A 12,929-nucleotide genomic window follows, 5' to 3' on the forward strand; every position below is an offset into this window, starting at 1 on the left:
GCGAGGGCTTGGCGACGGAACAATATGTCGCCCTGGCGAGTTCTACGCACAGGCGCGCCGGGATACAGTACCGACATACGCCCGCACGGGGCGACGCAGACAAGGATTCCTCAATGCCCGACAACGCCCAGCAATTCGCCAGTGACAACTACTCGGGCATCTGCCCCGAAGCCTGGGAAGCCATGGCAGAGGCCAACCAGGGCCACCAGCGCGCCTATGGCGATGACGAATGGACGGCCCGCGCCGCCGACCATTTTCGCAGCCTGTTCGAGACCGACTGCGACGTGTTCTTCGCCTTCAACGGTACCGCCGCCAACTCCCTGGCCCTTTCCGCACTGTGCCAGAGTTACCACAGCGTGATCTGCTCGGAGACCGCCCACGTCGAGACCGACGAATGCGGCGCGCCAGAATTCTTCTCCAACGGCTCCAAGTTGCTGACCGCGCGCACCGAGCAGGGCAAGCTGACGCCCGCCTCGATCCGCGAGATCGCCCTCAAGCGCAAGGACATCCACTTCCCCAAGCCGCGGGTGGTCACCCTGACCCAGGCCACCGAAGTCGGCACCGTCTACCGCCCCGAGGAGATCCAGGCGATCAGCCGGACCTGTGACGAACTGGGCCTCAACCTGCATATGGACGGCGCGCGCTTCTCCAACGCCTGCGCCTTTCTCGGCTGCACTCCGGCCGAGCTGACCTGGAAGGCTGGCGTGGATGTGCTGTGCTTTGGCGGCACCAAGAACGGCATGGCGGTTGGCGAGGCAATCCTGTTCTTCAACCGCGACTTGGCCGAAGACTTCGACTACCGCTGCAAACAGGCCGGCCAGCTGGCCTCGAAGATGCGCTACCTGTCGGCGCCCTGGGTGGGCATCCTGCAGGACGATGCCTGGCTGCGCTATGCCAACCACGCCAACCACTGCGCCCAGCTGCTCGCCAAGCTGGTGGAAGACGTGCCCGGCGTCAGCCTGATGTTCCCGGTCGAAGCCAACGGCGTGTTTCTGCAGATGTCCGAGCCGGCCATCGCCGCTCTCACCGCCCGCGGCTGGCGTTTCTACACCTTTATCGGTGCCGGTGGCGCACGCTTTATGTGCTCCTGGGACACCGACGAAGCCCGCGTTCGTCAGCTGGCAGCGGATATCCGCCAGGTAATGTCCTGACAACAGCCTGTGCGGCAACTCTTGGCAATGGGGGATCAGGTCATGCCTGATCCCCGCCGCAGTAAGACCTCGCACTTGCTCCCTGACCTCACTGTCTACATCAGTCTGTGGATAACTATCCACTGCCGCTTGAAATCGCGCCTGTCGCGCGCTTCTATATATTTCCCGACTGTTGATCTTTAGCAACAGCGAATCAGCCGAGTGGGGATAAACGGCTGGCCCATCCCCAGATCACGTGGACGAGCTTGTGCATAAGCTGTCTGCATCTGGCTGCAGCCCAGATTCTGCAAGGGTTACAGGCATCCGTACAAAAAACGTTCTATTTCAGCAAGTTGCCTGGAAGCTTACACACAACTACTGTGCAGTAGCGCGCTCACAAGCTGTGCATATGTCGCTACCAGGCTCGCGAATAAAGGGCTGTAGCACGGCGATCATTTTTTGATCAAGGACAGAAAAGGCCGCTCCATCCACAGCCATCCCTAAGCGCGAATCAATAGCTGTGGAAATCCGTCCCCACAAGTCGGGGACGATGACGTGGATAAGCTGTAGGTATATACCTATACCCCTTGCCATCCGTGGCCTCTGGCATAGCGATGAAAAAATGATCGATGACGATTGAGTGGCAAGTTATCTACACACAGAAGCTGTGCGTTTAGCTGTGCATAACATGTTCGGCTAGCGCTGCAGCCCAGTATCCATGGCGCTCTTAAAGCAATGATCAATTATTGATCAGGGCCGAATGGGGTTCTGCTCTGAACATAGACTGAGGGTTATCAGGGGAGCAGTTGAACAACTCTCCGCAGGCTTTCCCCAAAGCAGGTGGATCAAGCTGTGCAAAAACTGTCGCTATATCGCTGCATGCTACTAAATCCGCGGCCTGCAGCCTATCGATCATAAATCGTACAGTTGCTTGTGTCGGTAAGGTTCGATCATAGGAGGCAACGAGCCACCCGAACTGTGTATAGAACTGTGGATAGCTTGTATAACTCTGCACGAACCAACAGAAAACGTCGCCATATGCCGGCTGCTTTAAGCGCGTGGGGCAAGCCAGAAGCGACACCGGTGATGCCATGCCAGCAGGAGCGGTTGCACACAATTACTGTGTGCGCCGTTGTGGATAAGCTGTTTGGTTAAGGCTATAGCCCAGGCATGGCGGGCCCTGATGGGCACCGCCCAGATTTTGACCAGTGCCAGTCAGTAATCGATGCTCACATCGTTACGCGGCACGCTGCAGCAGGACAGGATGTAACCCTCGGCCACGTCTTCGTCGGTGATCCCGCCGTTGTGCTCCATGTCCACGTCGCCAGCGGTCTTGAGCACCTTGCAGGTACCGCAGATGCCCATGCCGCATGCCTTGGGAATATGCAGACCAAGCTTGGCCGCCGCGGCGTGCACGGTTTCACCCGGGCCGACACGAATGCTCTTGCCGGTACTGGTAAAGGCCACCTGGTTGAGGTCGGCGGCCGGCACGTCCGGCGCATCGGCGGCCTGCTCGGCCAGCTCCTTGACCTCCTCGCGCACGTCGGCCGGCACCGGGCCGAAGGCCTCCTCGTGGTAACGGCTCATGTCGAAGCCCTTGGCTTCGAGCAGGCGCTTGACCGCGCTCATGTAGGGCGTCGGGCCGCAGCAGAAGATCTCCCGCTCCAGGTAGTCCGGCGCCATCAGTTCCAGCATCGGCTGGTTGAGATAACCACGGTAACCTGACCAGGCTTCGCCCAGACCATGCTTCTCGCAGATCACGTGCAGGCTGAAGTTATTGATCCGCGCGGCCATGTGCTCCAGCTCGCGGTGATAGATGATGTCCTTTGGCGAGCGTGCGCTGTGCACGAACACCATGTCGACGTTGGCATTGGTGTCGTAGAACCAGCGAGCCATCGACATCACCGGGGTGATGCCCACGCCGCCGCTGAGAAACAGCACCTTGTCGGCGGGGAAATCAATGGCGTTGAACAGCCCTACCGGGCCGTGCACCGCCAGCTCCTGGCCTTCGCTCAGATTGTCGTGCAGCCAGTTGGACACCTTGCCGCCCGGCACCCGCTTGATGGTGATGGAAAAGCTGTAGGGCACCGATGGCGAACTGGAGATGGTGTAGGAACGCATCACCGGCTGGCCCTCGATCTCCAGCTCCAGGGTGACGAACTGCCCTGGTTTGAAGAAGAACAGCACCGGCTGGTCGGCCATGAAGCAGAAGGTGCGGACATCCCATGTTTCCTGGATGACCTTGACGCAGCGCACCACATGGCGGCCATTGCTCCAGGTCTGGGTAGTGACGGGATAGAGGAAGTCGTTCGACATGTCGGTTCTCTCGCGCACGCAGGCCGCTCACCGGCCCTGTCTTTGCCGCGATTGTGCGCATGACACCTGGCGCTCATTTACCTGCCAGCGACATCGGCATGCTAACGGCGACCTGCCCCGTAGACACTGGCGTACCCAGTCGGGAAATGATTCGGCCATGTCGCCCATAGATAAGGTTCGCCCCGCGCCCGGCTCCACACTCGCCCCAAGCCGAACAGGATAAGAGCGTCAGCCGCAGCCCCTATGCAAAGCGCCATTCGGCAGGCGTTCCGGGGAGCGACGCGCCATCTTGCGTACCACCGCAATAGCCACTTTTACGGCGTTCGCCCCGCGCTCGCCATGAGGAGTTTTCCGATGACCGTCACCTCTACGCTGAGCCTTGGCGACCCGCTGGATCCGGCCCGCGCCGCCGTTGCCGAAATGCTCCAGAACCGCGAGCGCACCTTCTCCCTGCCACAGCCGTTCTATAACGACGAGCGGGTGTTCCAGCTCGACATGCAGGAGATCTTCCACAAGGAATGGCTGATCGCCGGCATGACCTGCGAGATCCCCGCCAAGGGCAATTACCTGACTCTGCAGATCGGCAACAACCCGATCATCGTCATCCGCGGTGCCGAGGGCGTCGTGCATGCCTTCCACAACGTCTGCCGCCATCGCGGCTCGCGCCTGTGCACCAGCGAAAAGGGCAAGGTCGCCAAGCTGGTCTGCCCGTACCACCAGTGGACCTACGAAGTGGACGGCCGCCTGCTGTTCGCCGGCACTGAAATGGGCGCCGACTTCAACCTCGCCGATTACAACCTCAAGCCGGTGAACTGCAAGACCGCTGGCGGCTACATCTTCATTTCCCTGGCCGAGAACCCACCGGCCATCGACGAGTTCCTCGCCACCCTGGCGCACTACATGGAACCGTACGACATGGAAAACGCCAAGGTGGCGGTACAGACCACGCTGTTTGAGAAAGCCAACTGGAAACTGGTGCTGGAGAACAACCGCGAGTGCTACCACTGCAACGGCTCGCACCCCGAATTGCTCAACACCCTGCTGGAGTGGGACGACACCAACGACCCGCGCGCTAGCCAGGCCTTCAAGGATCACGTGGCCGAATCAGCGGCCAAGTGGGAAGCCGAGAAGATCCCCTACCTGCATGCCGGCTTCGGCCTGCGCAACCGCATCGTGCGCATGCCGCTGCTCAAGGGCACCGTGTCGATGACCATGGACGGCAAGCAGGGCTGCAACAAACTGATGGGTCGCATCCAGAACCCGGACCTGGGTTCGATGCGTATCCTGCACCTGCCGCATTCCTGGAACCACTGCATGGGTGACCACATGATCGTGTTCACCGTGTGGCCGATCAGTGCCCAGGAAACCATGGTCACCACCCGCTGGCTGGTGCACAAGGATGCCGTCGAAGGGGTCGACTACGATGTGGCGCGCCTGCGTGAAGTCTGGGACGCCACCAATGACCAGGATCGCCGCCTGGCCGAAGAGAACCAGCGTGGCATCAACTCCACCGCCTACCAGCCCGGCCCCTACTCGAAAACCTACGAGTTCGGCGTGGTCAATTTCATCGACTGGTACAGCGGGCGCATGCTCAACAACCTGGGCGCCGCCCCGGCGCCTTACCTGCGTGATGTAAAGGCGCAATAAGCCGCTAAGGTGATATCGACAGCCCCGCCAGCCCAGAGCTGGCGGGGCTTCTTTTTGCGCGCGCCGCTGGCAGGCGGAGCGTGCGCCGGCGGATAACAAGCGCGCCGCCCGGCCTCGGTAACCACATCACTTCCCACGGCCAGAAAACCGGCACCACTGCCGCTGCTTGCCGTTTGTTCGGCTTAGCAGAAGTTTTCACAGCATTTCACGCAACTAAGCGGAACAATCGGTTAGCCCCGGCCACAGGCGCATACGCGGCTTTTACTGCAACGCGGCTCGGCCAAGCGCTTCCACTTCGCGAGGAACCTACCGTGAGCGTGAAACCACTGAGCAAAGGCCCCAACCAGCAGAACGATGCCGACAGTCTGCGCTTCGACAACATCATGCAGCTGAGTCTCAAGGGCAAAGGCAACGCCAAGCCCAAGGAAGACCGCAAGGCAACCGACAACGAGCAGTGGCCACCCATTGACGAGACCCGGGTAGAAGCGCCCAGGGACGGCAATATCCGTTACCAGCTCGATGGCCAGGGTGTGGTGGTCGAGCGCTCGGTCAACCCCGAGCTGTACAAGTTCCTGCTCAACCTGCACGCCCTCAACCAGTCGCCCGAGCAGAAGGCCCAGGTAGTCGCGGCGATGGGCGACGAGCACGCCATCGCCGACCGCAACACAGAGGTGCAGGACTGGGGCGACTACACCCAGTTCAAATGGCAGGGCAACCTGGAAGATGCCGAGGTGATCACCTACGTCACCGCGGACGGTGAGACGGTCACCGTGTCAAAGGCCCTGACCCCCGAGCTGTTCCTCGAGGTGCAGCAGATCGGCCTGTCGCGCTACACCCTCGAACAGCGCGTCGCCGATGGCCGTGAGGTCGCCGGCCCCGACACCTATGTGGCCGAGCACGATATTGCCCTCTGGGGCGGCCCCGAGGAATTCGGCAATGGCGTCATCCAGTTCGAAACCAAGGATGGCAAGAAGTACGTGGTATCCGAACACGAGAACAAGGCGATGTACGACCGTGTCGCGGGGATGTGGAGCGACCACGTCAAAGGCGGCGACTCGATCCAGAAACTGCGTGAGAAATACGACCTGCCCGACCTCGACAAGCTGGACCTGCTCGGCCAGAGCAGCGGCGAGAAGGCCAACAAGGACGACAAGGAAGAGATGACGGTGGTCGAGCTGGCCACCAAGAACCTGCTCGACAAGTACAAGAAGCTCATCGACGACGGCAAGGTCGGCAAGGACAGCGACATCTACAAGCTGGTCAAGGCCATCGAGGCCAAGGCGTCGATGGAGAGCGGCCACCGCATCACCCCCTACATCGAGGATCCGCGTGGCGGTAACACCACCTGGCGCAAGTTCGACAGCGATGGCGAAACCCTGAGTACCGAGGACATGCAGGACATCCTCAACGGCAACTCGGTGGATGAACTGCTCAGCGAGATGTTCACCAGCGGCAATGGCGAGAAGGACAAGATCGGCAAGGAGTACCAGGCCGAACTGGACAGCGCCATCGAGAAGATCAGCGGCGAAGACAAGACCAGGCTGGCGGACGAACTCTACGACACCCTGACCAGCCTGGATTTCGTCCGGTACCTGGCGGACATGAAAGAGCAGGGTCTGGGCAGCGAGGGCCAGGCCGAGGTTGCCCGGCTCGCCTCCAGCCTGGAGCTGCTGGACCCGGAGCGCGCTCGCCAGGCCGAGTCGGCGCTCAAGCAGAACGGCATCCTGGTGGAGATCGATACCCTGGTCGGCGACCCCGGTGCGATTCCCGACGAGTACAAGGAACTGGCCTACAAGGACATGGGCGCACTGATCAAGACCGTGCTCAAGTCCGCCGACATTCCGCGTCGGGTGCAGGACAGCATCGAGAAGTTCTACAACGAGCTGCTCAATGACAAGACCAAGATGGCCGATTTTGCCAAGCTCTCCGAGCAGCTCAATAACGGCACCATCACCCAGGCCGACTTCGATAAGCAGCTGGAAACCAAGTACATTCCGGCGGAAGTCAGCAAGGACGACTTCACCAGGGCCATCGGCACGCTGAACCAGTACGGCGTGCTCGGCACCATTTCCGCATTCGGCTCCCTGGGCGGGGCGATCTACATGCTTTCGGCCAAGAATGGGCAGCTATCCGACGAGCCCCTGGAGCGCCTGGCCATCGCCAAGGATTTCATCACCTTCCTCAGTGGCGGTGCGCAATTCGAAAAAACCAAAATCTTCGACCTCTTCACCAAGACCAACACCGCCGAGCTGCTGGGCCTGAGCAAGACCCTGCCGGAAATCTGGGGCAAGGAAAACGGCACCCTTGGCAAGAAGGTCGAAGGCTTCCTGCGCGATCGCGGCATCAAGGGCATTCCCGATGCGGTGGAGAGCCGCGCCAACAGCGTGATCGAGCTGGGCTCGCTGAATGGCGGTGGCGGCGGCAGCGTACTCGATCAGGTGCGGCTTTCCGCCGAAGCCGCCGGTATCGGTCCACTAGACGATGCCGCGACTCGTGCCCTGCTCGATGACATCGTGCAACGCGCCGGCGGCAACCCACCCGACGACTACTCACGCTACAACAGCCTCAATCAGCTCGCCGACGAGCAGAACCTGGTCATAACCGAAGACACCATCAACCAGAGCATCGCCGAACGCCAGGCTGGGGCCGGGCTGGGGCAGGTCCCTGACGATGCCTCGGTTCGCGAGTTCGCCGACTTTCTCGATGAGGCGGCCAACCGCCCGCTGCCACCCTCGGTCACCTCCTCGGGCTATTCCAGCTACACCGATGCGGTGTCGACCATCTATGAAGATGCGGTGGAGTATTTCGAAGAGCGCAATATCACGCCGCCGAGTCGCGAATCCGTCGAGCGCGTGGTCAACCAGCGCATCGAGGAGTCCGGCCGCAGCGTGCCGGCGGCCAACGACCCGTTCGACGGCGACCTGCGCCTGGATGGCGACTCGATCAACCAGATGTTCGAGCACGACAACCGCACGCCACCGGCCGCCGAGGTGATCGACGATGCCGTCGAGCGCCTCAACGACACGGTGCGCAATGGCTCGGTGCAGGGCATCGTCGACACCGACACCATCAATAGCGCCCTGGGCGGCGCCGATACACCGTCGATAAAGCCCGGCCTGGCGGCGAAGATAGGCGGCACCCTGACCAAGGTGCTGGGCGTGGCGCCGGATATCCTCAGCGTCGCCGACATCGTCATGGGCGGCTTCACCATCAAGGATGCCATCGCCAACAACAGCGACCTGGGCAAGGCCGCTGGTGCCCTGCAGATCATCAGCGGCGTGGCGGGCACCACCGCCGGCGTCATCGGCACCGTCGGCCTGTTCGCCAGCATCGGTGCCCTGGCCGGCGCCACTGGCCCGCTGTTCCTGATCACCGCAGGGCTGGGGCTGATCGGCGGCATCATCGGCATCTTCGTCGATCACGAGAAGAAGCAGAAAGCCACCGACAAGGAAGGCCAGTGGTTCAAGGACCTCGCCGAACTCGGCCTGACCCAGGAGGACTGGGGCGACAAGCTCGAGTACGCCCGCTACAGCTTCTACGAATACGATGGTCGCGATGCGCCCGCAGGCCAGAGCATCTACGACTACCAGAAAGACGAATGGGAGCATTTCAAGGAAACGCCCCAGGAAGGCGGCTCGTCCATCAACCGCCTGGACGACGACAAGCACATGGCCAAGTACGACAAGGCGTTCTACGAAGAGAACCGCGAGGTCATCCACACCATCCGCGAGCGCTGGGATGACTGGAACGGCAAGGACGCCATCGTCAGCAAGGACGACCTGGACAAAATCGTTGAGGGCGACGGCAGCGAAGAGGAGAAAGCAGCCGCGAAGTTCCTGCTCAACAACAGCGAATTCTGGGAGCAACTCGATACCCAATGGGGCAAGGGCGGCCAGGACAACAAGGTCAGCACCAATGACCTCAACACCTGGCTGAAGATGGTCGGCGCTCACCAGGAGGATTACGGGCGCGCCTATTACGATGAACACAAGGACATCATCGAGACCATTCGCGAGCGCTGGGACGCCTGGAACGGCAAGGACGCCATCGTCAGCAGGGACGATCTGGATAAAATTTCCAAGGGCGACGGCAGCGAAGAGGAGAAAGCAGCGGCGAATTTCCTGCTCAACAATCAGGGCTTCTTCGATCAGCTCGACAACCTGGCCAAAAACGACAGGCGCGACGGCAAGATCAGCACCGGCGACCTGGAAACCTGGCTCGAGGCCATCGGCCTGGAGAAGACCGACAAGAGCGAGCTGACCTACAACCCCAACGACGACACGCCGGCCTGGCGCCAGATGCGTTTCTGATAAACCGGCGGGCTCCTGCCCTGCCAGGAGCCCGCCGACACGCGTGCTAGCTTGCCGGCAAACCGATCAACCGGCCGACACAGGCAGAGCGCGGCAGCTCCTGCTGCGCCCCGGCCAGTTCCGTGACGCGACCTGCGATCTGCTCATGGAAGGCCGCCGAACGACCAGTGGCCGTGTCGACGTTCATCAGCATCTGCTCGCTTTCGGCCACCACCCGCCCGTCTTCGCAGCGTTCGACCAAATGGTGGATATGCAGGCGTTTGTGGTCATGACCGAGCAGCTGGGTACGCACCCGCAGCTCGACGCCAAGCTTCACCTCGGCGAGAAAGTTGAGGTGGCACTCCAGGGTGTAGAGCGTGTGCCCCGTACGGGCCCTGCCCGCTTCGTCCAAGCCGATAAGATCCATCAGCCCGTCGCTGGCAAAGCTGCAGATCAGCAGGTAATAGGCATCGCGCAGGTGCCCGTTGTAGTCGACCCAGGCGGGCTGCACGGCGGTCTTGTAGGTGACGGGCAGCATGCTCAGTCCTCGAAGGCGAAGCCGTGACGGGCCTTGGTCTCGCGGATGGCGCCGAGTACCGCCAGCAGGCAGTCGTCGCGATAGCGCTCCAGCTCGGCGAGGCTGCGCTGGCCCTGCTGAACCGATGTGCCGGCGACCACGTCGTCGATAAGTTGCTCGGTCAGCTCAGGCGCCTGCAGGTAGGTCCAGGGCAGTTTCAGCGCCGGGCCGAACTGGGCCATGAAGTGACGCATGCCGGCATCTCCACCCGCCAGGGTATAGGTCAGGAAGGTGCCCATGAACGACCAACGCAGGCCGGCGCCGAAGCGGATCGCATCGTCGATCTCGCCAGTGGTGGCCACACCGTCGTTGACCAGGTGCAGGGCTTCGCGCCACAGCGCTTCGAGCAGGCGGTCGGCGATAAAACCCGGCACCTCCTTGCGCACGTGCAAGGGGCGCATGCCCAGTGCGCTGTAGATGCCAATGGCCGCCTGCACCGCCGCGGGCACGGTGCGTTCGCCGCCGACCACCTCGACCAGCGGCAACAGGTACACCGGGTTGAACGGGTGACCGACCACGCAGCGCTGCGGGTACTGCGCCTCGGCGTAGAACTCGCTGGGCAGGAGGCCCGAGGTGCTGGAGCCGATGATCACCTCGGGGCGCGCCGCGGCGCTGATCCGCGCGTGCAGGTCGAGCTTGAGGTCGAGGCGCTCGGGGGCGCTTTCCTGGATGAAGTCGGCATCACGTACGCAGGCCTCGAGGTCAGCGAAAAAGCGTAGCCGCTGCATCGCCGCGCCAGGCGCCAGCCCCTGCTTCTCCAAAGCCGGCCAGGCGTTGGCGATGCGGGTGCGCAGGGCCGCTTCGGCACCCGGCGCCGGGTCCCAGGCGTGCACGTCCAGGCCATGGGCCAGGGCGCGGGCGATCCAGCCGGCGCCAATCACGCCGGTGCCCAGGGCAGCGAAAATCTTGATATCGGTAACATAGGACATGGCAGGCTCCAGGCGACGGCTCAGCGTTTTTTCAGATTCATCTTTGCCCGACCTTCGGCCGGACTCAGCACACGGCCGCCAAGGCGCTCGATGATCTCCACCGCCCGCTCGACCAGCGAGCCGTTGCTGGCCGGCACGCCCTTGTCCAGCCAGATGTTGTCTTCCAGGCCGACGCGCACGTTGCCGCCCAGCAGCATGGCCTGGGCGAGCATCGGCATCTGCATGCGGCCGATGCCGAAGCCGGCCCAGGTCATGCCTGATGGCAGGTTGTCGACCATCGCCTTCATGGTCGCGGTATCGGCCGGCGCGCCCCACGGGATGCCCAGGCACAACTGGATCAGCGGGTCGTCGAGCAGGCCTTCCTTGATCATCTGCTTGGCGAACCACAGGTGGCCGGTGTCAAAGATCTCCAGCTCGGCCTTCACCCCCAGCTCGGTGATGCGTCTGGCGCCAGCGCGCAGTTGCGCCGGGGTGGACACGTAGATGAAATCGCCATCGCCGAAATTCAGGGTGCCGCAGTCCAGGGTGCAGATCTCCGGCCGCAGCTCCTCGATATGGGCCAGGCGGGTCAGCGGGCCGACCAGATCGGTGCCAGTGCCGAACTCCAGCGGCTGCTCGCCCTTGCCGATTTCCAGGTCGCCGCCCATGCCGGCGGTGAGGTTGATGATCACGTCGGTGTCGCTTTCGCGAATGCGCTCGACCAGCTCGCGGTACAGCGCCACGTCACGGCTCGGCTTGCCGGTGTGCGGGTCACGCACGTGGCAGTGGGCGACGGTGGCACCGGCCCTGGCGGCTTCGAGGGCGGCCTCGGCGATCTGCTTGGGCGTGACGGGAATGGCCGGGTGACGGCCGACGGTGTCGCCAGCGCCGGTGACCGCGCAGGTGATGATGACTTCATGGTTCACGGTCGATCTCCTTGGTGGGAACTGCGTGGCTCATGCCGATCAGGCGCCAGGCAGATTCTCTGGACGAACGCCGCCCCCGCGCCGGGCGCGGTGGCAGCCTGGGCAATGGTTAAGGGGCGAGTTTCAGGGCCTGGGCGGCCGGCTTGCCGTCGCGGCTGGTGACGCCGTCGAGCCAGGCGGTGACCACCTGGGGATTGGCGGCGATCCACTCGCGCGCCACCTTGGCCGGCGCCTGGCGATCCATGATCGGCTGCATCAGCTCGGCTTCCTGGGCGCTGGTGAAGCGCAGGCTGGTGAGCAGGCGGTTGGCGTTCGGGCAGCGCTGGGCGTAGTCAGGCGAAGTCACGGTGGATACCGTGGCGGCGCCGTCGTTGGGGCCGAACACCTCCTCGGTACCGGTCAGATAGGTGATCGGCATCTGCAGGTTCATCGGGTGCGGCTTCCAGCCAAAGAACACCACCGGCTTGTCGTTGCGCACCGCACGGCCGACGGCGGCGAGCATGCCGGCCTCGCTGGACTCGACCAGCTTGAAACCGCCAAGGCCGAACTGGTTGGAATCGATCATCTTCTGGATCGCCGTGTTGGCGCCCGAACCGGCCTCGATGCCGTAGATCTTGCCGTCGAGCTGGTCCTTGAAGCGGGCGATATCGGCAAGCGTCCTGATGCCCTGCTCGGCCGCATAGGTCGGCACGGCGAGCACCGCCACGGCATCGTTCAGCGACGGCTTATCGGCCACCTTCACGGCGCCGGCGTCGAGGAAGGGTTTGATGTTGTCGTCCATGATCGGCTTCCAGTAGCCGAGAAAGGCGTCGACCTGACCCTTCTGGATGCCGGCGAAGATGATCTGCTGGGAGGCCTGGGTCTGCTTGGTTTCATAGCCCAGGCCCTGCAGCAGCTCGCTGGCCACGGCGGTGGTGGCGACCACATCGGTCCAGCCGACGGCGCCGAGGCGCACGGTCTTGCAACTGGCGTCTTCGGCGGCCAGCAGGGGTGAACTGAACAGGGTGAAGGTGCAGCAGGCTGCGAACGCGGTGAGCGCTTTCATAGGGGGCTCCTCAACGGTTTAGTCTGGTTCTTAGTACCGTGTGACCGGAACGGCTGAATTCCGATGAGCTCACCTTACGCAGTTGCCTGAC

General features: G+C 62.7%; 8 protein-coding genes. 3 read left to right on the forward strand and 5 right to left on the reverse strand.

All coding sequences use genetic code 11. From position 1 onward, the window contains the following. Window positions 1-113: 113 nt before the first annotated feature. On the forward strand, window positions 114-1,151 hold the full coding sequence (locus tag BM154_RS22460) for a threonine aldolase family protein (RefSeq protein ID WP_074889801.1): 1,038 nt from the start codon (window positions 114-116) through the stop codon (window positions 1,149-1,151). Window positions 1,152-2,345: 1,194 nt separating this feature from the next. Here BM154_RS22460 and gbcB read toward each other — a convergent pair. Then, on the reverse strand, window positions 2,346-3,446 hold the full coding sequence (gene gbcB, locus BM154_RS22465; RefSeq protein WP_074889803.1) for a glycine-betaine demethylase subunit GbcB: 1,101 nt from the start codon (window positions 3,444-3,446) through the stop codon (window positions 2,346-2,348). A 354-nt stretch (window positions 3,447-3,800) separates the two neighbouring features. Here gbcB and gbcA point away from each other — a divergent pair, with 354 nt between their 5' ends. Together gbcA and BM154_RS22475 are read left to right on the forward strand one after the other, a co-directional pair. Further along, window positions 3,801-5,093 (forward strand): glycine-betaine demethylase subunit GbcA, encoded by a 1,293-nt coding sequence (gene gbcA / locus BM154_RS22470; RefSeq protein ID WP_074889806.1) that lies wholly within the window; start codon window positions 3,801-3,803, stop codon window positions 5,091-5,093. A gap of 311 nt (window positions 5,094-5,404) precedes the next feature. Then, window positions 5,405-9,403, forward strand: coding sequence for a hypothetical protein (locus tag BM154_RS22475; protein WP_074889808.1), 3,999 nt, complete (start codon window positions 5,405-5,407; stop codon window positions 9,401-9,403). 46 nt (window positions 9,404-9,449) lie between these two features. Here the strand turns inward: BM154_RS22475 and BM154_RS22480 are convergent, their stop codons facing one another. The 4 genes from BM154_RS22480 to choX form a co-directional block, all read right to left on the reverse strand. Next, window positions 9,450-9,920 carry a thioesterase family protein gene (locus tag BM154_RS22480; RefSeq protein ID WP_074889811.1) on the reverse strand — a complete coding sequence of 157 codons (471 nt, stop codon included), beginning with the start codon at window positions 9,918-9,920 and terminating at the stop codon, window positions 9,450-9,452. 2 nt (window positions 9,921-9,922) lie between these two features. Beyond that, window positions 9,923-10,888, reverse strand: coding sequence for an L-carnitine dehydrogenase (locus BM154_RS22485; protein WP_074889814.1), 966 nt, complete (start codon window positions 10,886-10,888; stop codon window positions 9,923-9,925). A 20-nt stretch (window positions 10,889-10,908) separates the two neighbouring features. Next, window positions 10,909-11,793, reverse strand: coding sequence for a 3-dehydrocarnitine:acetyl-CoA trimethylamine transferase CdhC (cdhC, locus tag BM154_RS22490; protein ID WP_074889817.1), 885 nt, complete (start codon window positions 11,791-11,793; stop codon window positions 10,909-10,911). Between the two features lie 109 nt (window positions 11,794-11,902). After that, entirely contained in the window at window positions 11,903-12,838 is a 936-nt protein-coding gene (choX, locus tag BM154_RS22495; RefSeq protein ID WP_074889819.1) for a choline ABC transporter substrate-binding protein, read from the reverse strand. Between the last annotated feature and the right edge of the window lie 91 nt (window positions 12,839-12,929).

It is taken from the genome of Phytopseudomonas argentinensis, assembly GCF_900113905.1.
In the GTDB taxonomy this organism is placed as follows: domain Bacteria; phylum Pseudomonadota; class Gammaproteobacteria; order Pseudomonadales; family Pseudomonadaceae; genus Aquipseudomonas; species Aquipseudomonas argentinensis.

Excerpts from the sequence above, each read along its gene's own strand:
- BM154_RS22460 (WP_074889801.1), top strand. The coding sequence starts at position 114 with ATGCCCGACAACGCCCAGCAATTCGCCAGTGACAACTACTCGGGCATC.
- gbcB (WP_074889803.1), bottom strand. The coding sequence starts at position 3,446 with ATGTCGAACGACTTCCTCTATCCCGTCACTACCCAGACCTGGAGCAAT.
- gbcA (WP_074889806.1), top strand. The coding sequence starts at position 3,801 with ATGACCGTCACCTCTACGCTGAGCCTTGGCGACCCGCTGGATCCGGCC.
- BM154_RS22480 (WP_074889811.1), bottom strand. The coding sequence starts at position 9,920 with ATGCTGCCCGTCACCTACAAGACCGCCGTGCAGCCCGCCTGGGTCGAC.
- BM154_RS22485 (WP_074889814.1), bottom strand. The coding sequence starts at position 10,888 with ATGTCCTATGTTACCGATATCAAGATTTTCGCTGCCCTGGGCACCGGC.
- choX (WP_074889819.1), bottom strand. The coding sequence starts at position 12,838 with ATGAAAGCGCTCACCGCGTTCGCAGCCTGCTGCACCTTCACCCTGTTC.